Raw genomic sequence first — 23,919 nt, forward strand, 5'->3', positions numbered from 1 at the left:
GGGGCTGGCCAGGGGTGATTCCCGTCAACTCCCGGACGAGGCGGGCGCTGTGGGGGCACTTACATCGAAGTGCCCCGCTTTGGGAGTGGCCTTCAGGAGCGCGGTGAGAACGCGGGCCTTGACGGGGCCGTGTTCGCCGCTGCCCCAGAAGACGGTGCGCCCCCTGGTCAGGTCCAGAGTGACGGAGTCGTACGAGGTGACGCGTACGACACGAGTGTTCCGGGCGATTTCGGCCGGGAGTTCACCCCGGACGCGCACCGCCTCCCGGAGCAGCCGGTCCGCGTCGAAGCGGCGCAGACTCGGCGAGGAGGCGCTGTCGAGAACGAGCAGGGGGACGCCGCGGGGAGCGGTGTCGACGGTGGCGAACCGCATTCCGGTCGCGTCCACTTCGATGAACTTTCCGCCCTTTTCCATCAGAAGAACGGGCTTCCGTTCCGTCACTTTCAGCCCGATTCCGTGCGGCCACGACCGCACGACGTCCACCGACTCGATGCGCGGAAGTCCCTCCCGCAGCCGCGCCTCGATGGCCTCGATGTCGACGGTGACGAGCGGGGCGCCCATGGGCACGGCGGCGACGGCCTCGACCTCACGCGGGGTCAGGACCGAGGTGCCGGAAGTCTTCACACGTTCTACACGGAACCAGTTCGAGCCGTAGAGCGCCCAGATCCCGCCGGCCACGAGCAGGAGAACGGCCAGGGCGATGAGGAGCACCCGGGTGCCGGGCACCCGGAACTTTCGATTCCGGGTGCCCGTACGGGACGGACCGTCCGACGAGCCCTTCGACGACCTCTTCGACTCGCTCGCGCCGCTCTTCTCCGCGGTCGTCGGTCCGGCTGCCACGTGGCGTCTCCTGCCCTCAGCCGCCGCGCTACGCCTGGCGGCGCGCGGCGATCGCCTCGTACACCATGCCGACGAGCAGATCGTCGGCGTCCCGGCGGCCGAACTCGGCGGCGGCGCGGGACATCTCGTACAACCGGTGCGGATCGGCCAGTACGGGCAGGACGTTGCCCTGCACCCACTGCGGCGACAGCTCCGCGTCGTCGACGAGGAGTCCACCGCCGGCCTTGACCACCGGCTGGGCGTTGAGCCGCTGTTCGCCGTTGCCGATCGGCAGCGGTACGTACGCGGCGGGCAGCCCGACGGCGGAGAGCTCGGCGACGGTCATGGCGCCGGCGCGGCAGAGCATCATGTCGGCCGCGGCGTACGCGAGATCCATCCGGTCCACGTACGGTACCGGCACGTAGGGCGGCATTCCGGGCATGTTGTCGACACGCGGCATTTCGTTCTTCGGGCCGACCGCGTGCAGGATCTGGATGCCGGAGCGCTGGAGCACCGGGGCGATCTGCTGGATCACCTCGTTGAGCCGGCGGGCGCCCTGGGAGCCGCCGGAGACGAGGAGCGTCGGCAGGTTCGGGTCGAGCCCGAACGCGGCGCGCGCCTCGGGGCGCACCCGCGCCCGGTCGAGGGTCGCGATGGTGTGCCGCAGCGGAATGCCGATGTAACGGGCGTTGCGGAGCTTGCTGTCCGGGGTGGCGACGGCGACCCCGGCCGCGTACCGCGAACCGATCTTGTTGGCCAGGCCGGGCCGGGCGTTGGCCTCGTGGACCACGATCGGCACCCCGAGGCGCTTGGCCGCCAGATAGCCGGGCAGCGCCACATAGCCGCCGAAGCCCACCACGCAGTCCGCCTTGGTGCGTTCCAGGATCTGCTCGGCGGCCTTGATGGTGCCGCGCAGCCGCCCGGGAACGGTGATCAGCTCGGGGGTGGGCTTGCGGGGCAGCGGTACGGCCGGGATGAGGGCCAACTCGTAGCCCCGCTCGGGCACGAGCCGGGTCTCCAGACCCTTCTCCGTGCCGAGCGCCGTGATCCCCACGCTGGGGTCCTGCCTGCGCAGGGCGTCCGCGAGGGCCAGCGCGGGCTCGATGTGGCCGGCGGTCCCCCCGCCGGCAAGTACGACATGCACCGAAATTCACCGCTCTCCGGACGGGCGCTTCTTGACGCGCCGTCGCATCGACTTCCATCTCACCCCGGCCCGCTTACCCCAGCCGGGGCGGCGCATGGCCAGGGCCGCTTTCGCGGCGGGTTCCTGTCGCGCGAAGGCGATGAGGAGCCCGACGGCGAACATGGTCGGCAGCAGGGCCGACCCACCGTAGGAGAACAACGGGAGCGGGACACCGGCGATCGGCAGCAGACCGAGCACCGCACCGATGTTGATCACGGCCTGAGCCGTGATCCAGGTGGTCACACCTCCCGCGGCGAACCTCACGAAGGGGTCCTCCGTGCCTCCGGCCACGCGGATACCCGCATAGCCTAGAGCCGCGAACAGGGCGAGTACCGACAGCGTCCCCGCGAGACCCAGTTCCTCACCGGTTACCGCGAAGATGAAGTCGGTGTGCGCCTCGGGCAGTTGGCCCCATTTCTCGACGCTCGCACCGAGTCCGGAACCGAACCATCCGCCCGACGCCAGAGCATAGATTCCGTGCGCGGCCTGCAGACAGGGGGCTCCCTCGCCGCCCGGGTCGGAGGCGCCGATGCACTGGAACCGGTCCATGCGGTGCGGGCTCGTCTTGATGAGCAGCGCCCCGAGGGCGCCGGCCACCGCGAGCACCCCGACGAAGAGCCTGGTGGGCGCTCCGGCGGTCCACAGCAGGCCGAAGAGGATCGCGGTGAGGATGATCGCGGTGCCCATGTCGCCGCCGAGCATGATCAGTCCGAGGAGCATGAAGGCACCAGGGACCAGCGGCACCAGCATGTGCTTCCACTGCGTGAGCAGTCGCATGTCGTTCTTGCGGGCGAGCAGGTCGGCGCCCCAGAGGATCAGCCCCAGTTTGCCGAACTCGCTGGGCTGGAGCATGAACGGGCCGCCCAGCGAGATCCAGTTCTGGTTGCCGCCGACGGAGTGCCCTATCCCCGGGATCTGCACGAGCACCATCAGGAAGACCGCGCCGACCAGGATGGGGTAGGCGAGGGCCCGGTGGAGCTTCACGGGCATCCGTGAGGCGATCAGGAGCAGTCCGGTGCCCAGGAGCGCGGCGAAGAACTGCTTCCGGAAGAAGTAGGAGGGCACGAGTTCGTAGCGGAGTGCCGTGATCATCGAGGCGGAGTAGACCATCACGAGGCCGAGCGCGGTGATGAGCATGCCCGCGCCGATGATCACGTAATACGCCGTGAGCGGCCGGTCCCAGGCCTTCCGCGCCCGCTCGTGGAGCCTTCGCAGGCCCCCGCCGCGGGGCCGCCGCGGGGTCGCGGGGGCCCGCCCTCCGCCGCGTACGGCGGAGGGCCCGCGTGTCCCTGCGATCTTGCTCGGCATGGTCGCTGCCCCCTCCGGTCGTGCCCGGTCCTGCCGGACCCTCCCACGGGTCGGGTCAGGCGTCCCCGGTGGCGGCGAGGGCGCGGACCGCGTCCGCGAAGGCCTCGCCGCGCTTGTTGTAGTTGGTGAACATGTCCATCGAGGCACAGGCCGGGGCGAGGAGCACCGTGTCCCCCGCGTGGGCGAGCCGGGTCGCCTCGCGGACCGCCTCGGACATCGCCCCAGTGTCGGTCCGGTCGAGGTCCACCACGGGTACTTCCGGGGCGTGTCGCGCCAGGGCTTCGCGGATCAGGGCACGGTCGGCGCCGATCAGGACGGCCCCGCGCAAGCGCTTCGCCGACTTCTGGACGAGCTCGTCGAAGGTCGCGCCCTTGGCGAGGCCGCCGGCGATCCAGACGATCGGGTCGTAGGCCGCCAACGAGGCTTCCGCGGCGTGGGTGTTGGTGGCCTTGGAGTCGTCGACGTACGCGACTCCCCGGACCTCCTCGACCAGTTCGATGCGGTGCGGGTCGGGCCGGAAGGCCTTCAGACCGTCGCGTACGGCCTTGGCGTCGACGCCGAAGGCGCGGGCCAGGGCGGCCGCCGCGAGGGCGTTGGCGATGTTGTGCGGGGCCGGCGGCTGGACGTCGGAGACCTCGGCGAGCTCCTGGGCGTTCTTCTGCCGGTTCTCGACGAAGGCACGGTCGACGAGGATGCCCTCGACGACGCCGAGTTCGGACGGGCCGGGGGTGCCGAGGGTGAAGCCGATGGCACGGCAGCCCTCCTCGACGTCGGCCTCGCGGACCAGGTCCTCGGTGGCCTTGTCGGCGACGTTGTAGACGCAGGCGACCTGGTTGCCCTCGTAGATGCGGCCCTTGTCGGCGGCGTACGCCTCCATGGAGCCGTGCCAGTCGAGGTGGTCGGGCGCCAGGTTGAGCACGGCGCCCGAGTGGACGCGGACGGACGGCGCCCAGTGGAGCTGGTAGCTGGAGAGCTCGACGGCGAGCACGTCGTACCGCTCCTCGCCGAGGACGGCGTCGAGGAGCGAGACCCCGATGTTGCCGACGGCGGCGGTCCGCAGTCCGGCCGCCTCCAGGATCGAGGCGAGCATCCGGACCGTCGTGGTCTTGCCGTTGGTGCCGGTGACCGCGAGCCAGGGGGCCGCGCCGGGCCCCCTGAGCCGCCAGGCGAGTTCGACGTCGCCCCAGATCTCCACGCCCGCCGCCGCGGCGGCCGCGAAGAGCGGCTTGTCGGGCCGCCAGCCGGGGGTGGTGACGATCAGCTCGGTGCCGGACGGCAGGGTGGCCCCGTCGCCGAGGCGGACGGTGATGCCCTCCGCCTCGAGTTCCGCGGCCTGGGCCCGGGAGCGCTCGTCGTCGCCGTCGTTGACGACGGTGACGAGCGCGCCGAGACCGTGCAGGACGCGGGCGGCGGGGATGCCGGACACCCCGAGTCCCGCGACGGTGACCTTCTTGCCGTTCCAGTCGAGCTGTTCTGTCACTTTTCCGATGCCCATCCCGCGTAGAAGAGGCCCAGGCCCACGATCACGCACATGCCCTGGATGATCCAGAACCGGACGACGACCAGGACTTCGGACCACCCCTTGAGTTCGAAGTGGTGCTGGAGCGGCGCCATCCGGAAGACGCGCTTGCCGGTCATCTTGAACGAGCCGACCTGGATGACCACGGACATCGTGATCAGTACGAACAGGCCGCCGAGCAGGGCCAGCAGCAGCTCCGTACGGGAGCAGATGGCGAGACCGGCGAGGGCGCCGCCGAGGGCGAGCGAGCCGGTGTCACCCATGAAGATCTTGGCGGGCGAGGTGTTCCACCACAGGAAGCCGAAGCAGGAGCCCATGAGCGCGGAGGCGACGACGGCGAGGTCGAGCGGGTCGCGCACCTCGAAGCAGGCGTTGGGGTTGGTCAGGGTCATGGCGTTCGCACAGGACTCCTGGAACTGCCAGAGCCCGATGAAGGTGTACGCGCCGAAGACCATCACCGAGGCGCCGGTGGCGAGGCCGTCCAGGCCGTCCGTCAGGTTCACGCCGTTGGACATGGCCAGGATCATGAAGAGCGCCCAGACCACGAACAGCACCGGTCCGATGGCCCAGCCGAAGTCCGTGATGAAGGAGAGCTTCGTGGACGCCGGGGTGAGCCCGCGCAGATCCGCGAACTGCAGCGAGAGCACGGCGAAGGCGATGCCGACGATCAGCTGGCCGGCCATCTTCGCCTTGGCCCGCAGGCCCAGCGAACGCTGCTTGACGATCTTGATGTAGTCGTCGAGGAAGCCGACGAGGCCCATGCCGGCCATCAGGAACAGCACCAGGGCGCCCGAGTACGTCGGGTCCTCACCGGTGATGACCTTGGCCAGCGCGTACGCGATGAGCGTGGCCAGGATGAAGGAGATGCCGCCCATGGTGGGCGTGCCCTTCTTCCCGGCGTGGCCGCGCGGGCCGTCGTCACGGATGAACTGCCCGTATCCCTTGCGGGCCAGGAGCTTGATCAGCAGCGGGGTGCCGATCAGGGTCAGGAAGAGCCCGATGGCCCCCGCGAAGAGGATCTGCCTCATCGGCCGGTGACCTCGCCCTCGGTGTCGAGGAGCGCCAGCGCGACCTGTTCGAGACCGACCGACCTGGAAGCCTTCACAAGGACGACATCCCCCGGGCGCAGCTCACTGCGCAACAGGTCGACAGCCGCCTGCGCGTCGGACACGTGCACCGACTCCTCACCCCACGAACCCTCGTTATATGCGCCCAGTTGCAGCCAGGACGCTTCCCTGTCCCCGACCGCCACGAGCTTGCTGACGTTGAGCCGGACGGCGAGCCGTCCGACCGCGTCGTGCTCGACGAGCGATGCGTCACCGAGCTCGGCCATCTTGCCGAGCACCGCCCACGTACGAGCCCCTCGGGCCTGTGCGGCCCTGCCCATGGCCGCGAGCGCGCGCAGGGCGGCTCGCATGGACTCGGGGTTCGCGTTGTAGGCGTCGTTGACGATCGTCACGCCGTCCGGACGCTCGGTGACCTCCATGCGCCAGCGCGACAGGGTGCCCGCCTCGGAGAGCGCGGTGGCGATCTCTTCGACGGGCATGCCCAGCTCGTGCGCGACGGCGGCCGCTGCGAGCGCGTTCGACACGTGGTGCTCACCGTACAGGCGCAAGGTCACGTCACTGCACCCGGTGGGTGTGTGAAGCCTGAAAGAAGGCTGTCCGGACTCTGTGAGGTGGACGTTCTCGGCCCGTACGGCCGCTTCGTCCGCTTCGCCGAAGAAGATCACGCGGGCCTTGGTGCGGCTCGCCATCGCGCGGACCAGCGGATCGTCGGCGTTGAGGACCGCGACACCGCCGTCCTCGGCCGACGGAAGCGCTTCGACGAGCTCGCCCTTGGCCTCGGCGATCTGCTCCCGGCCGCCGAACTCTCCGATGTGGGCGGTGCCCACGTTGAGGACGAGGCCGATACGGGGCGGGGTGAGGCCGGTGAGGTAGCGGATGTGCCCGATGCCGCGGGCGCCCATCTCCAGGACCAGGTGCCGGGTCTCGTCGCTCGCGCGGAGCGCCGTGAGCGGCAGGCCGATCTCGTTGTTGAGCGAACCGGGCGTCCAGACGGTGGGCGCGTGCCGGTCGAGGACCTGGGCGATCAGGTCCTTGGTGGACGTCTTTCCGGCCGAGCCGGTGAGGGCGACGACATCGGTTCCGAGCCGTTCGACGACGGCTCGGGCGAGGGCCCCGAGCGCCGTCTGGACGTCGTCGACGACGAGGGCGGGGACGCCGACGGGGCGGGCGGCGAGGACGGCCGTCGCACCCGCCGCGACGGCGCGTTCCGCGTAGTCGTGGCCGTCGACGTGCTCACCGGCGAAGGCCGCGAACAGGCTGCCGGCCCGCACCTCGCGGGAGTCGATGACGACGGGCCCGGTGATCCGGGCGGCCGGATCCGGTATGTCGTGCGCCTGCCCGCCGACGATTTCGGCGATCTCGGCGAGGGAGAGGGCGATCACTGCTTCATCCCTGACTGTTCTGGTGGCTGGCTGTTCCGCCCGGCGCGGAAGCCCGGGTGTGCGAGCGGTCGGCGATGGCCTCGCGCAGGACCTGGCGGTCGTCGAAGGGGCGTACGACCCCGGCGATCTCCTGGCCCTGCTCGTGGCCCTTGCCCGCGACGAGGACGGTGTCGCCCGGCTGTGCGCGGGCGACGGCGGCCGCGACGGCCGCGGCGCGGTCGGCGAGGACGAGCACCTCGCCGCGTTCCTCCGCGGGCACCTCTGCGGCGCCCGCGAGCATGGCGGCGAGGATCCTGAGCGGGTCCTCGGAGCGTGGGTTGTCGGAGGTCAGGACGGCGGTGTCGGCGAGCCGGGCCGCGGCGGCACCCATCGGGCCGCGCTTGGTGGTGTCCCGGTCGCCGCCGCAGCCGATGACCACGTGCAGCTTGCCCTCGGTGACCTCGCGCAGGGAGCGCAGGACCGATTCGACGGCGTCCGTCTTGTGCGCGTAGTCGACGACGGCGAGGTACGGCTGGCCCGCGTCGACCCGCTCGAGGCGGCCCGGAACGCCGGGGACGGCGGCGACGCCCTCGGCGGCGCTCTTCGGGTCGATGCCCGCGGCGGCGAGGGTGACGATGGCGGCGAGGGTGTTGGCGACGTTGAACGGGCCGGGCAGCGGGGCGGTGGCGGAGATCCGCTCCCCCGCGGGGCCGACGGCGGTGAACGTCGAGTCGTGGGAGCCGAGGACGAGGTCCTCGGCGCGCCAGTCGGCGTCGGCGCGGCCCTCGGCGGAGAAGGTGACGACCGGGACGGTCGCCTCGCCGGCGAGCCTGCGGCCGTAGGCGTCGTCGAGGTTGACCACACCGAGGCGGCTGCGCTCGGGCGTGAAGAGCCCGGCCTTCGCCCGGTAGTAGTCGTCCATGTCGGAGTGGAACTCCATGTGCTCGGGGCTGAGGTTGTTGAAGACGGCGACGTCGAAGACGCAGCCGTCGACCCGGCCGAGCACGAGGGCGTGGCTGGAGACCTCCATGGCGACCGCGTCGACGCCCCGCTCGCGCATGACCGCGAAGAGCGCCTGGAGGTCGGTGGCCTCCGGGGTGGTGCGCTCCGACTTGATGCGTTCGTCGCCGATCCGCATCTCGACGGTGCCGACGAGCCCGGTGTGGTGTCCGGAGCCGCGCAGGCCGCCCTCGACGAGGTAGGCGGTGGTGGTCTTGCCGGAGGTGCCGGTGATGCCGATCTGGAGGAGGTCGGCGCCGGGCCGCCCGTAGATCTCGGCGGCGAGTTCGCCCATCCGGCCGCGCGGGTTCTCGACGACCAGGACCGGGAGGCCGGTGGCGGCGGCGCGCTCGGCTCCCGTCGGGTCGGTGAGGATCGCGGCGGCGCCGAGTCCGGCGGCCTGGGCGACGTAGTCGGCGCCGTGGGCGCGGGCACCGGGCAGGGCCGCGTACACGTCGCCGGGTCGCACGGCCCGGGAGTCGTGGGTGATGCCCGAGATCTCGGCGGCTCCGGGGGCGTCGACCCCCAACTGCGCGGCCAGGTCGCCCAGGGGTGTCGGGCGGGCCTGCTCCGGCCGGGGCGGGGCGGTTCGGTACTGATCAGCGTGTGGCACGGCGGTGAGCGTACCGGGCGCACCCTGCAGGGGGCCAAAAGAGCCCGGGGCCTCGCCGGAGTTCGATTTCCGGTTCCCGGAATGGGGGGTGATCGTTGTCACTGGTGCTCCCGGAGTGTCACGGGGTGGGGTCGAACATGACCGGCAGTCGGGCGGGCTCGCTGCCCGTGGGGGCGACGTGGAGGGTCTTGAGGGCGAACTCCATGACCTTCTTGTAGATGGGGCCGCAGATCTGGCCGCCGAAGTAGCTGCCCTTGGTGGGGTTCTGGATGGCGCAGTAGACGGTGACCTGCGGGTCGTCGGCGGGGGCGAACCCGGCGAAGGAGGCGGTGTAGCCCTTGTAGCGGCCGAGCTCGGGGTCGACGCGGTTGGCGGTGCCGGTCTTGCCGGCGACGCGGTAGCCGGGGATGGCGGCCTTGTTGCCGGTGCCCTCCCGGTCGTCGACGACGGACTCCAGCATCTGGGCCAGGGTCTTGGCGGTCTTCTCGCTGACGACCCGGGACTCCTCGGGCTTGGGCGCCGGGGTGAACCGCCCGTCGGGTCCCTTGGTGCCGCGGACCAGGGTCGGTTCGACGCGTACGCCTCCGTTGGCGATGGTCGAGTACACGGAGGCGGCCTGCATCGCGCTGACGGAGAGGCCCTGGCCGAAGGGGATCGTGTACTGCTGCGAGGTGGACCAGTCCTGCGGCTTGGCCAGGATGCCGGCGGTCTCGCCCGGGTAGTCGAGGCCGGTGGGGCTGCCCATGCCGAACTTGCGCAGGTAGGAGTGGAGGACCTTGTTCGACTCGGCCTGGGTGGCGCCCAGCTGGCCGGTGGCGAGGATGGTGCCGATGTTGCTGGACTTGGCGAGGACGCCGTTGAGCGTCAGGTACCAGGTCGGGTGGTCGATGTCGTCCTTGAAGAGCCGGTCGCCGCGGTGGAGCCGGTTGGGGACGGTGACATGGGTGTCGGGGGCCGCCTTGCCCTCCTCCAGGACGGCGGCCATGGACATGACCTTGCTGGTGGAGCCGGGCTCGTAGGCGTCCTGGAGGGCCGCGTTGCCCATCGAGGCGGCGTTGGCGGCGGAGAGGTCGTTGGGGTCGAATCCGGGGGCGTTGGCCATGGCGAGGACCTCTCCGGTCCTCGTGTTCTGCACGATGACATAGCCCCGGTCGGCCTTGGACTTCGTCACCTGCTCGGTGATGGCCTGCTGGGCGGCCCACTGGATGTCCCGGTCGATGGTCAGCTCGATGTCGGAGCCGGGGACGGCGGGGGTGCCCTGGGAGCCCGCGGTGGGCACCTGGCGGCCGCCGGACTGGGTGAAGCGGATCTTGCCGTCCTTGCCGGCGAGCTCCGGGTCGAGCATCGACTCCACGCCTCCGGCGCCCTTGCCCTCGGCGTTGACGTAGCCCAGTATCCCGGCGGCGAGCTCGCCGTTCGGGTACACGCGCTTGGTGCTGGGCTCGCTGAGGATGCCGCCGAGGAGATTGACGCCGGTGCCGCCGGCCGAGCGCTGGGCCTTCTGCCCGTAGACGCGCCGCAGGTCCTTGATCTGGTTCCAGACCTGCGGGGTCTGCTTGCGGGCGAGCAGCGTGTACCGGGACTTGGGGGTGCGGAGCTTCTTGGCGATCTCCGCGGGCTCCTTGCCGAGCAGGGGGGCGAGGAGGGCGGCGGCCTGCTCGGGCGCGTCCGGGACCTTGGACACCTCGGGCGTGAAGAGCTGCGGATCGGCCGTGATGTCGTACGCGTCGACGCTGGCCGCGAGCGCGATGCCGTTGCGGTCGGTGATCTCGCCCCGCTCGGCGGAGAGCGTGTACTCCTGGAAGCGGTACTTGTCGGCCTTCGCCGCGTACGCGCTGGCGTCGACGGCCTGGACCTGGAGCAGCCGCACCACGAAGGCCGTCATGACCAGGGTCAGACCGAGGGAGACCAGCCGCAGCCGGGGCCGGGGGCTGCCGAGCCGGATGGTGCGCGGCCGGCGGGCCGGCGGCCGGGGCGCGGTCCGCTTCGCGGCCGGGCGCGGTGCGGGGCGGGACGTGCGGGCCCCGGCGGAGGCGGGCCGGGGGCGCGCGGGCCGGGCGGGTCCGGGGACGCGGCGGCGCGGGGGCTCCTTGGGGGGCACTTGCGGGTCACCTGCCGGAGTTCGTCGGGTCGGGTGCGGGCGCGCGGGCGGGCGCTGTCGGTGCGGGAGCGCCGGTGGCCGTCCCCGGCTTCGGGGAGCCGGTGGCGGCGGGCGGCGCGGGCTTCCCGCCCGGCGTCGGCCTGCGGCTCGGCGTCGGGGTGGGCTTCGGGGCGACGGCCTCCGAGGGCTCGCCGAGCACCTTGCCGTCCGGGCCCAGGAAGGCCGGGCTGCCGCCCGGGACCATGCCGAGCTCACGGGCCCGCCGCTCCAGGGCGTCGGGGGCCGCGTAGTCGTCCACGTCCCGCTGGAGCGCCTGCTCCTCGTCGGTGAGCTCGGTGGTCCTGTCCTTGAGCTCGTTGAGCTGGAAGGAGCCCTGGTTGAGGGCCGAGTTCAGCAGGAGCAGGCTGATCAGACCGCCGCCGAGCAGGACGACGACCAGCAGGACGAAGGGGGTGCGGGCGGCCGAGCTCGGCCCCGACGGCATGAGCCGTCCGAGCCGCGCGGCCCGCCCTTTGAGCGGCCCCTTCGTCGTGCTCACAGGACGTCTTCCCGGATCCGCTCGGCGCCCCGGAGCCGGGCCGGGGCGGCGCGCCGGTTCTCGGCGACCTCCTCCTCGGTGGGCAGCTCGGCGCCGCGGGTGAGCAGCTTCAGGCGCGGCTGGTACTTCTCGGGGACGACGGGCAGGCCGGGCGGGGCGGTGGTGGCCGCGCCGGCCGCGAAGACCTGCTTGACGATCCGGTCCTCCAGGGACTGGTACGAGAGGACGACGACCCGGCCGCCGACGCCGATGGCCTTCACGGCCGCCGGGATGGCCTTCTCGACGCTGTCGAGCTCGCGGTTGACCTCGATGCGCAGGGCCTGGAAGGTGCGCTTGGCCGGGTTGCCGCCGGTGCGCTTGGCGGCCTGCGGCAGGGAGTCGCGGATGAGCTCGACGAGCCGGGCGCTGTTGCTGAACGGCTCCTTGTCGCGCTCGCGCACGATCGCCGAGACGATCCGCTTGGCCTGCTTCTCCTCGCCGTACGCGCGGAGGATGCGGACCAGCTCGCCGGGTGCGTAGGTGTTGAGGACCTCGGCCGCGCTGATGCCGGTCGTCTGGTCCATGCGCATGTCGAGGGGGGCGTCCTGCGCGTAGGCGAAGCCGCGGTCGGCCTCGTCCAGCTGCATGGAGGAGACGCCCAGGTCGAAGAGGACGCCGTCGACGGCGGGGAGGCCGAGCTTGTCGAGGACCTCGGGCAGCTCGTCGTAGACGGCGTGGACGAGGGTGGCGCGGTCGCCGTACGGGGCGAGCCGCTCGCCGGAGAGCCGCAGGGCCTCCTTGTCCCGGTCGAGGGCGACGAGCCGCACCTCGGGGAACTGCTGCAGGAGTGCCTCGCTGTGGCCGCCGAGGCCCAGGGTGCAGTCGACGACGACCGCGCCGGGGCGCCGCAGGGCGGGGGCCAACATGTCCAGGCACCGCTGGAGCATGACCGGGACGTGTCGGTCGTTGCTCAATGCGCCCTCTCAGATCCGGCGCGGAGGTACGGGCGAGCGGGTAAGAAGGCCGAGCCGTAGGTACCGCCGCACACACGGGGGGAGAAACCGCGGAAGTCGCTCGTTGTCTCCGTGAACTTCGCGTCACTTTAGTCCACGGGACCCGCCGGTCAATCAACCGGCTGGCGCGTCGCACGGCGCCGGAGAGCCCGCGGGACATTCCGGACGGCTCACCCGTTCGGGGCGCGGTCCTCCAGGGCTGTGGACTAGCTCACAACGCGGCTCATTGATGTTCTTTGTCCGCCCTCACAGCAAGCCCCGGCCGGCCGTGAGCATTAACGTCGGAACCATGTCGACCTCCGCGCACCCCACCGCCGGCGCCATATCCGCCGATGCCACCGTCACCGACCGGCTCGTCGGGGCGAACGAGCGGTACGCCGCCGCGTTCGGCGACCCGGGGATGGACGCCCGCCCCGTCCTCGGTGTCGCCGTGGTCGCCTGCATGGACGCCCGCCTCGACCTGCACGCCGCCCTGGGCCTCGAACTCGGCGACTGCCACACCATCCGCAACGCGGGCGGCGTGGTCACCGACGACGTGATCCGGTCGCTCACCATCAGCCAGCGCGCCCTCGGCACCCGCAGCGTGGTGCTGATCCACCACACCGGCTGCGGTCTGGAGTCCCTCACCGAGGAGTTCCGGCACGAGCTGGAGATGGAGGTCGGCCAGCGTCCGGCCTGGGCGGTCGAGGCCTTCCGCGACGTCGACCAGGACGTACGGCAGTCGATGCAGCGGGTGCGGACCTCCCCGTTCCTGCTGCGCACCGACGACGTCCGGGGCTTCGTCTTCGACGTGACCACCGGCCTCCTGCGGGAGATCGATCCCGCGACCGACGCCGAGACCGACCCGGCTTAAACACCCAAAGCCCGGCATTTCCCTCGCACTTGTCCGCGGGCAAGTGACACGACCCGGCCATGCGAACAAGAATGCTGGGGTGTGGCACCCTCCGACGATGACACGGGGGCAGGTGTCCGTGTTCCGGAAGGCCGAGGAGGGCCGGGTGACGACCTATGACGATCGAGCGAGCCTCACTGATCTGACCACCACTGTGGAGCGGGTGCGCAGATCGGTGGAGAGTGTGATCGAGGGCAAGCCCGAGGTCGTACGGCTTTCGCTGACCGTGCTGCTCGCCGAGGGACACCTCCTCATCGAGGATGTCCCCGGCGTCGGCAAGACCATGCTGGCCAAGACCCTGGCGCGGTCCATCGACTGCTCGGTGCGCCGCATCCAGTTCACCCCGGACCTGCTGCCCTCGGACGTCACCGGCGTGTCGATCTTCGACCAGCAGCGCCGGGACTTCGAGTTCAAGCCGGGCGCGATCTTCGCGCAGATCGTGATCGGCGACGAGATCAACCGCGCCTCGCCGAAGACCCAGTCCGCGCTCCTGGAGTCCATGGAGGAGCGTCAGGTCACCGTCGACGGCCAGACCTACGAGCTGCCCAGCCCGTTCATGGTGGTCGCCACGCAGAACCCGGTCGAGATGGAGGGCACCTACCCGCTGCCCGAGGCCCAGCGCGACCGCTTCATGGCCCGGGTCTCCATCGGCTACCCGAGCGCCGAGGCCGAGCTCCAGATGCTCGACGTGCACGGCTCGGTCTCCCCGCTGGACGACCTCCAGCCGGTCGCCCACGCGCACGACATCCTCAAGCTGATCGAGACGGTCCGCGCGGTCCACGTCGCCGACGCCGTACGCCGCTACGCGGTCGACATCGTCTCCGCCACCCGCACCCACACCGACCTGCGGCTCGGCGCCTCCCCGCGGGCCACCCTGCACCTGCTGCGGGCCGCCAAGGCCTCCGCCGCGCTCAGCGGCCGCGAGTACGTGCTGCCCGACGACCTCCAGGCACTCGCCGCGCCCGTCCTCGCCCACCGGCTGCTGCCGACGGCACAGGCCCAGCTGAACCGCCGCACCGCCGAGCAGGTCGTCCAGGACATCCTGCAGCGCACCCCCGTCCCGGCCGCGGCCCCGCCCGCCGGACCCCTCTACGGCCAGCAGCCCGGCGCCCGGCGGCTGTGATGACCACCGCTGCCGTGCCGGACGGACAGCGGGGCGACGAGGACGACCGGGGCGGTCTGCGGACCGCCCTCGGCGGTCTCACCACCCGTGGCCGTTCCTTCCTCGCCGCCGGAGTGGCCGCCGCCGCCTGCGCGTACGTCCTCGGCCAGGCCGACCTGCTGCGCGTCGGGCTGCTGCTCGCCACGCTGCCGCTGATCTGCGTCCTCGTGCTGCACCGCACCCGCTACCGGGTCGCCGCCTCCCGCCGGCTCACCCCGCAGCGGGTGGAGGCGGGCTCCGAGGCCCGGGTCCAGCTGCGGATGGAGAACGTCTCCAAGCTCCCCACCGGGCTGCTGATGCTCCAGGACCACGTGCCGTACATGCTGGGGCCCCGCCCCCGCTTCGTCCTCGACCGGGTCGAGGCGGGCGGCCGGCGCGAGGTGTCCTACCGGGTCCGCTCCGACCTGCGCGGCCGCTTCCCGCTGGGCCCGCTCCAGCTGCGGCTCAACGACCCCTTCGGGATGTGCGAGCTGACCCGCTCCTTCAACGCGTACGACACCCTCACCGTCGTCCCGCGGACCGAGGCGCTGCCGCCGGTCAAGCTCGTCGGCGAGGCCTCGGGGTACGGCGACGGACACCAGCGCTCGCTCGCCCTCGCCGGCGACGACGACATCATTCCGCGCGCCTACCGCCACGGTGACGACCTGCGCCGGGTGCACTGGCGCTCCACCGCCCGCTACGGCGAGCTGATGGTCCGCCGCGAGGAGCAGCCGCAGCGGGCCCGCTGCACCGTCCTCCTCGACACCCGCCGGATCGCCTACCAGGGCTCCGGCCCCGACTCGGCCTTCGAGTGGGCGGTCTCCGGCGCCGCCTCCGCCCTGGTCCACATGCTGGAGCGCGGCTACGCGGTCCGCCTCGTCACCGACACCGGCACCTCCGTGCCCGGCGAGGGCACCGAGGGCTTCGCCGGCTCCGCCCAGGACTCGGCCGAGTCGGCCGGTCTGATGATGGACACCCTCGCGGTCGTCGACCACTCCGACGGCGGCGGTCTCTCCCGCGCCTCCGACCTGCTGCGCGGCGGCGACGAAGGACTGCTCGTCGCCTTCGTGGGCGATCTCGACGAGGAGCAGGCGGCCCTCACCGCCCGGATGCGGAACCGCACCGGCGCGGCCGTCGCCTTCGTCCTGGACTCCGGGGCCTGGCTGACCGGCGGCGCGGTCGCCGGGGCCGTCGAGAACCGGGTACGGCAGCTGCGCGAGGCGGGCTGGACGGCGCTGGCCGTACCGCCCGCGGCCAAGCTCGCCGACCTGTGGCAGCAGGCGGCCGGAGTCCGCGCCGAGTCCGCCGCCGACACCTACGGAGGATGGTCATGAGCGGGCGCGCACGGCTGACCCTGGCCGCCTGGGGCGCCACCCTGATGGCGTCCGGAGCCCTGCTTCCCCTGGTGAAGCCGGCGACCTGGATCTTCACGGCCGCCTTCGTCCTCGCCCTGGTGAGCGGGGTGGGCACACTGACCCGGCGGGCACCGCTGGCCCGGCCGCTGACCCTGCTCGCCCAGCTCGCCGTCGCGCTCCTCGCGCTGACCGTGATCTTCGCCCGCGAGCAGGCGATCCTCTGGTTCCTGCCCGGCCCGCAGGTCTTCACGCACGCCGCCGACCTGTTCGCGGCGGGCGCCGAGGACGTCGGCCGGTACGCGATCCCCGCCCCGGACACCGAGGGCATCCGGCTCATGCTGGTCGGCGGCGTGGTCGCCATCGGCCTCATGGTGGACACCCTCGCCGTCACCTTCCGCAAGGCGGCCCCGGCCGGCCTTCCGCTGCTCGCCCTGTACTCGGTGGCGGCCGGCCTCTCCGGCGGCGGCGCCGGCTGGCTCTGGTTCCTCCTCGCCGCCTCCGGCTATCTGCTGCTCCTCCTCGCCGAGGGCCGCGACCGGCTCTCGCAGTGGGGCCGCGTCTTCGGCGGCGCCCAGCGCTCCGCCCGGCCCGGCTCGTCCGTCGCGGGCGGCGGCGGCCCCACCTTCGCCCCGGCCCGCACCGGCCGCCGCATCGGTGCCGTGGCCATGGGCGTCGCCATGGTCGTCCCGTTCGCGCTGCCCGGCTTCACCGGCGGCCTCATCGGCAACGGCGACGGCGAGGGAACCGGCGGTGAGGGCCGGGGCGGCACGATCTCGGCCGTGAACCCGCTGGTCTCCCTCCAGGACAACCTCCGCCAGCCGGAGGACCGGGAGGTCCTCCGCTACCGGACCAACGCCCGCGACACCTCCGGCCTGTATCTGCGGCTCGTCGCGCTCGACCAGTTCGACGGCACCTCGTGGAAGTCATCGGCCCGCCCGATCGAGGCCGTGCCCAAGCAGCTGCCCTGGCCCGACGGACTCTCCCAGAGCGTCCGGATCACCGAGGTGACCAGCAACTTCGTCGCCTCCGAGGGGTACGAGCAGAAGTGGCTGCCGATGCCGTACCCGGCCGGCCGCGTCGACATCGACGGCCGCTGGCGGTACGAGCCGGCCGGCCGGATGCTCGTCGGCGACGACAAGCAGACCACCAAGGGCGCCCGCTACACCGTCTCCAGCCTGGAGGTCCAGCCGACGTCCGCGCAGCTGGCCGCGGCCGGGGACGCGCCGGAGAAGCTCCTCCGCGAGTACACCAAGATCCCGGCCTCGCTGCCGGCCGATGTGAAGGCGACCGCGCTCCAGGTCACCAAGGGCGCGCGCAACGACTACGAGCAGGCGGTGAAGCTCCAGGAGTGGTTCGCCCGGGACGGCGGCTTCCGCTACGACGTGGACGTCGAGTCCGGCACCGGTGTGCAGGCGATCTCCCGCTTCCTGAAGGACAAGGAGGGCTTCTGCGTCCACTTCTCCTTCTCGATGGCGGCGATGGCCCGCTCCCTGGGCATCCCGGCCCGCGTGGCCGTGGGCTTCATGCCGGGCACGACGCAGACCGACGGCTCGGTCTCGGTCGGCATCCGGGACGCGCACGCGTGGCCCGAGCTGTACTTCGAGGGTGCGGGCTGGACGCGGTTCGAGCCGACCCCCTCGCGGGGCTCCACCCCCTCGTACACGCAGGACAACACGCCCTCGGGCACGGCCACCGGTCCCGCCCAGCCGCAGCAGAGCGCCTCGGCGCAGCCGTCCGCCGCGCCCAGCGCCTCGGCGAGCTGCACGCCGCAGGAGCGCCGGCTCGGCGACTGCGGCCCGGAGGAGGAGGTGGCCGGCGCGGACTCGTCCGGCGGGGGCCCGAACCCCCTGACGGTGGTCCTGATCGTCGTCGGGGTCCTCGCGGTCCTCGCCGTCCCCCTCCTCCCCCTGCTGTGGCGTACCCGGGTACGGACACGCCGGCTGGGTACGGCCGGGGCCACGCTCTCGGTCTGGCAGGAGATCGTCGACACGGCCTGGGACTACGGGGTCGAACCGGACGAGTCGCAGACCCCGAGGCGTACGGCGGCCCGGATCGTCCGCCTGGGCGAACTCGGCGGCGAGGCCGCGGACGCGGTGCACCGGGTGGCCCGGGCGGTGGAGGAGACGCTGTACGCGCCGAACCCGCGGCCGGCCTCGGGTCTGGCGGAGGAGGCGGCCCGGATCCGGGCGGGCTTCCACGCGACGGCGGACCGCGGGACGCGCCTGCGCGCGCTGCTCGTGCCACGGTCGGCGGCGCGGCTGCGGTGGTCGACGGCGGCGCGGTGGTCGGAGACGGCGACGAGCTGGTCGAGGCGCCGTGACGCCCTGCTGTCCCGCGCGACCCTCCGCCCACGCCGCGACTGACCCCGGTGGGGTGGAGGCCCCTCCGAGCCTCCACCCCACCCGGCGGCGCCGCGCCCCCGCGCCCACCCACCGTGGGGGGCCGGCGGGCGGAAGCCCGGGCGGGCGTCGGCCCGGCGGAGTAGCCCGCAACGGGGGGCGGCGGGCGGAAGCCCGGGGGGCGGCTCGGCGGAGTAGCACGCGGCCAGGGGGCGGGCACGACGAAGCCCCGTGGTCGGCACCACAGGGCTCGGTCGGATTCGTTGCGCGGGGCCTCCGCTCAGGGGGCCGTCAGTGGCCGCCACCCTGCTGCTCGTCGCGGCGGCGCTGCCACCGCTCTTCCATCCGGTTCATCATGGAACGTCGCTGCCGGGTCTGACGGCCACCGGCCGTCGTCCCACCACTGGTGGCCTGCTGCTCACCCGGCTTCGGCGCCTTGCGCCATCCGGTGACCGCCAGGACCGCGCAGCCCAGCATGACGAGGAATCCCACCACGCTGATCCAGATCTGCTGTGCGACCATTCCGGCCATGAGGAGCGCGATACCCACCAGGAAGCCGGCGACTGCCTGGTAGACCCGTCGCCGGGTGTACGTACGCAGTCCGCTTCCCTCGAGCGCTGTCGCGAACTTGGGATCTTCGGCGTACAGCGCTCGCTCCATCTGCTCGAGCATTCGCTGCTCGTGCTCCGAGAGCGGCACGGAGTCCTCCTAGTCGTCGGTCGCGGGGGCGACCGGTTTGCGGCCCTTTCAGGATAGGCAGGGAATCGCCCCCGTGAAACCCGCCCTCAATGCCGAATAGCCAATCCGGGCCGCCATGCGGATCGGTTGCTGAGGCGTTGATTCCCCAGGCCCTCCTCCGTCATGCCGGATGCTGTCCCCCGATCATACGGGGCAGAGCCCGTTATCGGGCGGGCTGTGGCGTACTCCATGGAGTGCCGCGGCCCGCACCACCGAACGGGTGGCCGTCCAGCTCAGGCCCGCTTCTCGCCCAGTACGTGCAGCTGGGTGGCGATGGCGTGGAAGGAGGGCAGCTCCGCGGCGGCCGCCTCCAGCTTGAGCAGGGCCTCGGCCGCGCCGGGTTCGGTGTCGACGAGGACGCCGGGAACGAGGTCGGCGAAGACCCGGACACCGTGTACCGCGCCGACGTCCAGACCGGCCCCGTCGGCCAGTTCGGCGAGCTGCTCGGCGGTGAAGCGCCGGGGTACGGGGTCGCCCGAGCCCCAGCGGCCCGCCGGGTCGGAGAGCGCGTGCCGGGCCTCGGTGAAGTGTCCGGCGAGGGCGCGGGCCAGGACCGCGCCGCCGAGTCCGGCGGCGAGCAGGCTGAGGCTGCCGCCGGGCCGGAGCGCGGCGACCGCGTTCCGCACGCCTTCGGCGGGGTCGTCGACGTACTCCAGGACCCCGTGGCAGAGCACCACGTCGGCGCTCTCGCGCCCGACGACGTCGAAGAGGCCGCTGATGTCGCCCTGGACGCCGGTGACGAGGTCGGCGACCCCGGCCTCGGCGGCCCGGCGCTCCAGCGCGAAGAGCGCGTTGGGGCTGGGGTCGACGACGGTGACCCGGTGACCGAGGCGGGCGACCGGCACCGCGAAGTTCCCGGAGCCGCCGCCGGTGTCGAGGACGTCGAGGCTGTCCTTCCCGGTGGCCTCGACCCGGCGGTCGAGGGCGTCCTTGAGGACGTCCCAGACGACGGCGGTACGCAGGGAGGCGCGCGACGGGCGCGAGGTCGCCTCTCGACCGAAGACAGGGGAAGGGTCCGGCACGGCTGTTGACTCCTCGGTGACGGGTACGGACGCCCCCACCCTATGGCCTGGGGGGTGGCTTGCCGATCACGCCGCGGGCCCGGCTCGATCGGCGGCGCACCCCCGGGCCCGCGGCGTGGTCAGTCGCCGGCCTCGTCCGGGCCGGGCTGCCGGGGCAGCACCGGCTGGAGGACGAGCAGCCGCTCGACCAGGCGCAGGAAGTACGCGGCGTCCCTGAGCAGGTCGTCCGCCTCGCGCCGGGTCGCCGCGCCGGCGATCCCGGCCTCGGCGCGGGCCCTGCGCTCGGCTCCGGAGGCGAAGAGGGCGCACCACTCGGTCAGCTCGGGCGCCAGCTCGGCCAGGAGCTCCCAGGCGCTCCGTATCCGCTGTCGGCGGCGGGACCCGGTCTCGGGCCTGGCCCGGGCGGCCAGCACGGCGGCGGCGGCCCGCAGGGCGGCGAGGTGGGCCGCGGCGAACCGCTCGTGGGGGCGGTCGAGCGCGGCGGCCTCGGCGAGGCCGGCGTGCGCCTTGGCGAGGAGGTCGAGGGCGGCCGGCGGGGCGGCGGCGGCGCGCGGGACGGGGTGGATGTCGGACGCGGGTCCCGCCTGCGCGGGGGTGGGGCGTCGGCGGGGCGCGGCTGCTGCGGAAGGGCTTGCCATGACGAGTCCTCCTGTCGTCGCGTGACGGCTTCGTGGCCGTATGTGTCCATCGTGCCCGCCCCCACTGACAATCCCCCTCCCAGCACTTCTGACCTGGGGTTTTGCTTGGAAACCCGACTCGGGGGTAACTTTTGCACTGACCAGTCAGTTCAAAAGGGGAATCGGGGGGTGGGCCCGTGGGAGCGGAAGCCGATGAGCGACCGCACGGCGCCGCCGTCGTCGTGGACGGATTCGGACTGAAGGGGCCGCGCGGCTGGGCCTTCCGGGAGGTCTCGTTCCGCGCCGGGCCGGGCACGCTGGTGGCGATCGAGGGGCCCTCGGGCTCGGGCCGCACCTGCCTGCTGCTCGCCCTCACCGGGCGGATGAAGGCCAAGGAGGGCACCGCCGAGGTCGGCGGACTGCCGCTCCCCAAGAGGATGGCCGCGGTGCGCCGGATCAGCGCCCTCGGGCACGTCCCGGGCGTCAGCGAGCTCGATCCCGCCTTCACGGTGGCCGAGCACCTGGGCGAGCGGGCCCTGCTCCAGCGCCGTTTCGACGGCTCCGTCCGGACCTTCCTGCGCCGCCCGTCCGAGCGGCGCGCGTCGGCCCGGGCCCGGATCGACGAGGCCGTGGCGGCCGCAGGGCTCGACCTGGCCGCCCTGCCGAAGGGCGAGCGGACCTCCGTACGGGATCTGGAGCGTCTTGAGGCCCTGCGGCTCTCGATCGCCCTGGCCCTGATCGGCCGGCCCCGGCTGCTCGCCGTGGACGACACGGATCTGAAGCTCTCGGACGCCGACCGCGCCGAGGCCTGGGCGCTGCTGCGCTCGGTGGCCGACGCGGGGACCACCGTCCTGGCCGTCTGCAGCGAGGCCCCCGAGGGCGCCCTGCGGATCACCACCCTCGACGCCGCCACGGCGGCCGCCACCGCCACGGACACCGAGGCCCGCACCGACGACACGGAAGCCGCGGCCACTGCCGACGCCGACGCCACAGCCACCGAGGCCCGCACCGACGACGCGGAGCCCGCGGCAGCGGCCGCTGCCACTGCCGACGCCGACGCCGACGCCGACGAGACCGGCACCGGCGCCGGCACCAAGGCGATCGAGGCCCCGGCGTCCGGCAAGGCGTCCGAGTCCGACAAGGCCGGCAAGGCCGAAAGCGATCTCACCGAAGACACGACCGAGGAGGGGGCGGCCGATGCGCTCGCCGAAACTGGCCGCGCTTGAGCTGAAGCGCTTCGGCAGGGGAAAGCTGCCGCGCGCCGCGCTCGTCGCGATCCTGCTGCTGCCCCTGCTGTACGGCGCCCTGTACCTGTACTCGTTCTGGGACCCGTACAGCAGGCTCGACAAGATCCCCGTCGCCCTCGTCAACGAGGACCGGGGTGCCACCACCGACGGCAAGAAGATCAACGCCGGTGACGACATCACCAAGGGTCTGCTGGACAGCAAGACCTTCGCCTGGCACCGGGTGAGCGACGCCGAGGCGCGCAAGGGCGTCGAGGACGGCACGTACTACCTGTCCCTGACCATGCCCGGCGACTTCAGCTCGCGCATCGCCTCCAGCTCGGGCGACTCCCCCGAGACCGGTGCCCTGCGGGTGCGGACGAACGACGCCAACAACTACATCGTCGGCCAGATCTCCCGGACGGTGTTCTCCGAGGTCCGCACCGCGGCCTCCACCAAGTCCTCCCGCACCTTCCTCGACAAGATCTTCATCTCCTTCTCCGACATCCACGACGCGACCGCGAAGGCCGCCAAGGGTGCGGGCGACCTCAAGCAGGGCGTGGACAAGGCGAAGAAGGGCTCGAAGGACCTGGCGAACGGCCTCAAGGACGCCAAGACCGGCAGCGGCGACCTGGCCGCCGGCCTGAAGAAGCTCGACAAGGGCGCCAAGGACCTGCAGAGCGGCTCCCGCAAGGTCGCGAACGGCACGCAGTCGCTCGCCGACAAGGTGAACGGCACCGCCGACAAGGTCCGCCCCTATCTGGCGAACAACGGCAGGTCGATCCGCGACACCGCCCGGCTCGTCTCGGACTCCGCCACCGCGGTCCGCCACAACCTCGACGACCTGGTGAAGCGCGCCCCGGTGGTCCGCGGCGCGGCGCACCTGGCCGACGACGAGCTGGCCAAGGCCCACCAGGAGGAGTGCGTGGCGAACCCGGAGGCCGCCGCCGAGTTCCCCACCGTCTGCGCCAAGCTCAAGGAGGCCTCGGTCACGGCCGGCGACGTCGCCACCATCGCGGACGACGTCCACGAGCTGACCAAGGGCAGCACGGGCGACCTCAAGACGCTCGACGCGCGGCTCGCGAAGCTCACGCGGGAGGCCGACGAGCTGGCCCGCCGCGCCCCGCACCTCGACGAGGACGTCGAGGACGCCATCCGGAAGATCAACGAGCTCAACGCGGGCGCGAAGAAGGTCGCCGCCGGCGCGGAGAAGCTGCACACCGGCATCTCCGGCGCCAAGACCGGCTCCGTGAACCTCGACACCGGCGTCGGCAAGCTCAAGAAGGGCGCGGGCGACCTCGACGGCGGTCTGTTCAAGCTGGCCGACGGCTCGGGCACCCTCGCCTCCGGCCTGAAGGACGGGGTCGACCGGATCCCCGACTACGACGAGCAGGACCGCGACCGGCGTACGGAGGTCATGGCCGACCCCGTGCAGCTGGCCTCCCAGTCGCTGCACAAGGCGCCGAACTACGGCACCGGTTTCGCCCCGTACTTCATCCCGCTCTCCCTCTGGGTCGGTGCGATGGTCGCGTACATGATCATCCAGCCGCTGAACCGGCGCGCGCTGGCCGCCGGCGGCTCCGCCTGGCGGATCGCCCTCGCGGGCTGGCTCCCGGTGGCGGCCATCGGCGTCCTCCAGGTCGCGGCCCTCATGTCCGTCCTGCACTGGGGCCTCGGCCTCCAGATGGACCGCGCCGCCGGAACCGTCGGCTTCCTCGCCCTGGTCACCTGCTGCTTCTCGGCGATCATCCAGTGGCTCAACGCCCGCTTCGGCGCGGCCGGCCGGATCCTGGTCCTCGCGGTGCTGATGCTCCAGCTGACCTCGGCGGGCGGCACGTACCCCGTCCAGACCAGTCCGGGCTTCTTCAACGCCGTCCATCCCTTCCTGCCGATGAGCTACGTGGTCGAGGCCCTGCGCCGGCTGATCTCGGGCGGCGGGATCGGGCCCGTCTGGCAGGCCTGCGCGGTGCTCGCCGCGTTCACCCTGGGCGCCCTGGCGCTGACCGCCGTGTCCGCCCGCAAGAAGCAGGTCTGGACGCTCGACCGGCTCCACCCCGAACTGACCCTGTGAGACGGGGCCGGTGACACCCGC

The 23,919-nt window shown here is 72.5% G+C and carries 19 protein-coding genes; 6 read left to right on the forward strand and 13 right to left on the reverse strand.

Annotated elements, in window-relative coordinates; all coding sequences use genetic code 11:
• Positions 1 to 24: 24 nt before the first annotated feature.
• From ACFQ79_RS20505 to rsmH, 10 genes are read right to left on the reverse strand one after another with little or no spacing between them, the layout of a single operon-like run.
• Entirely contained in the window at positions 25 to 840 is an 816-nt protein-coding gene (locus ACFQ79_RS20505) for a cell division protein FtsQ/DivIB (protein WP_383585462.1), read from the reverse strand.
• Positions 841 to 868: 28 nt separating this feature from the next.
• Positions 869 to 1,963 carry an undecaprenyldiphospho-muramoylpentapeptide beta-N-acetylglucosaminyltransferase gene (murG, locus tag ACFQ79_RS20510; RefSeq protein WP_030314515.1) on the reverse strand — a complete coding sequence of 365 codons (1,095 nt, stop codon included), beginning with the start codon at positions 1,961 to 1,963 and terminating at the stop codon, positions 869 to 871.
• Between the two features lie 6 nt (positions 1,964 to 1,969).
• On the reverse strand, positions 1,970 to 3,310 hold the full coding sequence (gene ftsW, locus ACFQ79_RS20515) for a putative lipid II flippase FtsW (protein WP_383585465.1): 1,341 nt from the start codon (positions 3,308 to 3,310) through the stop codon (positions 1,970 to 1,972).
• 55 nt (positions 3,311 to 3,365) lie between these two features.
• The gene (gene murD, locus ACFQ79_RS20520; RefSeq protein WP_383585468.1) at positions 3,366 to 4,805 is read right to left on the reverse strand and encodes a UDP-N-acetylmuramoyl-L-alanine--D-glutamate ligase; all 1,440 of its coding nucleotides are present in this window, start codon (positions 4,803 to 4,805) and stop codon (positions 3,366 to 3,368) included.
• On the reverse strand, positions 4,787 to 5,857 hold the full coding sequence (mraY, locus tag ACFQ79_RS20525) for a phospho-N-acetylmuramoyl-pentapeptide-transferase (RefSeq protein ID WP_229314049.1): 1,071 nt from the start codon (positions 5,855 to 5,857) through the stop codon (positions 4,787 to 4,789). The genes murD and mraY overlap by 19 nt, the downstream gene beginning before the upstream one ends.
• Complete coding sequence (murF, locus tag ACFQ79_RS20530) at positions 5,854 to 7,278, reverse strand: UDP-N-acetylmuramoyl-tripeptide--D-alanyl-D-alanine ligase (protein WP_383585471.1); 1,425 nt, start codon at positions 7,276 to 7,278, stop codon at positions 5,854 to 5,856. The genes mraY and murF overlap by 4 nt, the downstream gene beginning before the upstream one ends.
• Positions 7,279 to 7,282: 4 nt before the next feature.
• Positions 7,283 to 8,971: a UDP-N-acetylmuramoyl-L-alanyl-D-glutamate--2,6-diaminopimelate ligase gene (locus ACFQ79_RS20535; protein ID WP_383585473.1), complete on the reverse strand. Its 1,689-nt coding sequence runs from the start codon at positions 8,969 to 8,971 to the stop codon at positions 7,283 to 7,285.
• 16 nt (positions 8,972 to 8,987) lie between these two features.
• Positions 8,988 to 10,970 (reverse strand): peptidoglycan D,D-transpeptidase FtsI family protein, encoded by a 1,983-nt coding sequence (locus ACFQ79_RS20540; RefSeq protein WP_383585475.1) that lies wholly within the window; start codon positions 10,968 to 10,970, stop codon positions 8,988 to 8,990.
• Positions 10,971 to 10,977: 7 nt separating this feature from the next.
• Positions 10,978 to 11,508 (reverse strand): septum formation initiator family protein, encoded by a 531-nt coding sequence (locus tag ACFQ79_RS20545; protein ID WP_383585477.1) that lies wholly within the window; start codon positions 11,506 to 11,508, stop codon positions 10,978 to 10,980.
• Complete coding sequence (rsmH, locus tag ACFQ79_RS20550; protein WP_383585479.1) at positions 11,505 to 12,461, reverse strand: 16S rRNA (cytosine(1402)-N(4))-methyltransferase RsmH; 957 nt, start codon at positions 12,459 to 12,461, stop codon at positions 11,505 to 11,507. Before rsmH ends, ACFQ79_RS20545 begins: the two co-directional genes overlap by 4 nt.
• A gap of 328 nt (positions 12,462 to 12,789) precedes the next feature.
• Here rsmH and ACFQ79_RS20555 point away from each other — a divergent pair, with 328 nt between their 5' ends.
• The 4 genes from ACFQ79_RS20555 to ACFQ79_RS20570 all read left to right on the forward strand — a co-directional run bounded on the left by ACFQ79_RS20555 (position 12,790) and on the right by ACFQ79_RS20570 (position 18,251).
• A complete protein-coding gene (locus tag ACFQ79_RS20555) occupies positions 12,790 to 13,353 on the forward strand; it encodes a beta-class carbonic anhydrase (protein WP_383585482.1) in 564 nt (187 codons plus the stop codon).
• Between the two features lie 145 nt (positions 13,354 to 13,498).
• Positions 13,499 to 14,515 carry an AAA family ATPase gene (locus ACFQ79_RS20560; RefSeq protein ID WP_383585539.1) on the forward strand — a complete coding sequence of 339 codons (1,017 nt, stop codon included), beginning with the start codon at positions 13,499 to 13,501 and terminating at the stop codon, positions 14,513 to 14,515.
• Positions 14,515 to 15,867: a DUF58 domain-containing protein gene (locus tag ACFQ79_RS20565; protein ID WP_383585484.1), complete on the forward strand. Its 1,353-nt coding sequence runs from the start codon at positions 14,515 to 14,517 to the stop codon at positions 15,865 to 15,867. The genes ACFQ79_RS20560 and ACFQ79_RS20565 overlap by 1 nt, the downstream gene beginning before the upstream one ends.
• The gene (locus ACFQ79_RS20570) at positions 15,864 to 18,251 is read left to right on the forward strand and encodes a DUF3488 and DUF4129 domain-containing transglutaminase family protein (protein ID WP_383585486.1); all 2,388 of its coding nucleotides are present in this window, start codon (positions 15,864 to 15,866) and stop codon (positions 18,249 to 18,251) included. The genes ACFQ79_RS20565 and ACFQ79_RS20570 overlap by 4 nt, the downstream gene beginning before the upstream one ends.
• A gap of 267 nt (positions 18,252 to 18,518) precedes the next feature.
• Here ACFQ79_RS20570 and ACFQ79_RS20575 read toward each other — a convergent pair whose 3' ends face one another.
• The 3 genes from ACFQ79_RS20575 to ACFQ79_RS20585 form a co-directional block, all read right to left on the reverse strand.
• Complete coding sequence (locus ACFQ79_RS20575) at positions 18,519 to 18,926, reverse strand: DUF3040 domain-containing protein (protein WP_383585488.1); 408 nt, start codon at positions 18,924 to 18,926, stop codon at positions 18,519 to 18,521.
• A 272-nt stretch (positions 18,927 to 19,198) separates the two neighbouring features.
• Positions 19,199 to 19,987, reverse strand: a complete 789-nt coding sequence (locus ACFQ79_RS20580) for a class I SAM-dependent methyltransferase (RefSeq protein ID WP_383585491.1) — start codon at positions 19,985 to 19,987, stop codon at positions 19,199 to 19,201.
• A 119-nt stretch (positions 19,988 to 20,106) separates the two neighbouring features.
• Positions 20,107 to 20,625 (reverse strand): SAV_6107 family HEPN domain-containing protein, encoded by a 519-nt coding sequence (locus tag ACFQ79_RS20585; protein WP_383585493.1) that lies wholly within the window; start codon positions 20,623 to 20,625, stop codon positions 20,107 to 20,109.
• Positions 20,626 to 20,801: 176 nt separating this feature from the next.
• Here ACFQ79_RS20585 and ACFQ79_RS20590 point away from each other — a divergent pair, with 176 nt between their 5' ends.
• Complete coding sequence (locus ACFQ79_RS20590) at positions 20,802 to 21,830, forward strand: ATP-binding cassette domain-containing protein (RefSeq protein ID WP_383585495.1); 1,029 nt, start codon at positions 20,802 to 20,804, stop codon at positions 21,828 to 21,830.
• Complete coding sequence (locus tag ACFQ79_RS20595; protein WP_383585497.1) at positions 21,802 to 23,898, forward strand: YhgE/Pip family protein; 2,097 nt, start codon at positions 21,802 to 21,804, stop codon at positions 23,896 to 23,898. The genes ACFQ79_RS20590 and ACFQ79_RS20595 overlap by 29 nt, the downstream gene beginning before the upstream one ends.
• Positions 23,899 to 23,919 lie beyond the last annotated feature (21 nt).

This window comes from Streptomyces sp. NPDC056480, assembly GCF_042795405.1.
Lineage (GTDB): Bacteria > Actinomycetota > Actinomycetes > Streptomycetales > Streptomycetaceae > Streptomyces.

What these genes read in the sequence shown, in the direction of transcription:
- ACFQ79_RS20595 (WP_383585497.1), top strand. Translation starts at nt 21,802, where the DNA reads ATGCGCTCGCCGAAACTGGCCGCGCTTGAGCTGAAGCGCTTCGGCAGG.
- murD (WP_383585468.1), bottom strand. Translation starts at nt 4,805, where the DNA reads ATGGGCATCGGAAAAGTGACAGAACAGCTCGACTGGAACGGCAAGAAG.
- ACFQ79_RS20565 (WP_383585484.1), top strand. Translation starts at nt 14,515, where the DNA reads ATGACCACCGCTGCCGTGCCGGACGGACAGCGGGGCGACGAGGACGAC.
- ACFQ79_RS20585 (WP_383585493.1), bottom strand. Translation starts at nt 20,625, where the DNA reads ATGGCAAGCCCTTCCGCAGCAGCCGCGCCCCGCCGACGCCCCACCCCC.
- ACFQ79_RS20555 (WP_383585482.1), top strand. Translation starts at nt 12,790, where the DNA reads ATGTCGACCTCCGCGCACCCCACCGCCGGCGCCATATCCGCCGATGCC.
- ACFQ79_RS20570 (WP_383585486.1), top strand. Translation starts at nt 15,864, where the DNA reads ATGAGCGGGCGCGCACGGCTGACCCTGGCCGCCTGGGGCGCCACCCTG.
- ftsW (WP_383585465.1), bottom strand. Translation starts at nt 3,310, where the DNA reads ATGCCGAGCAAGATCGCAGGGACACGCGGGCCCTCCGCCGTACGCGGC.
- mraY (WP_229314049.1), bottom strand. Translation starts at nt 5,857, where the DNA reads ATGAGGCAGATCCTCTTCGCGGGGGCCATCGGGCTCTTCCTGACCCTG.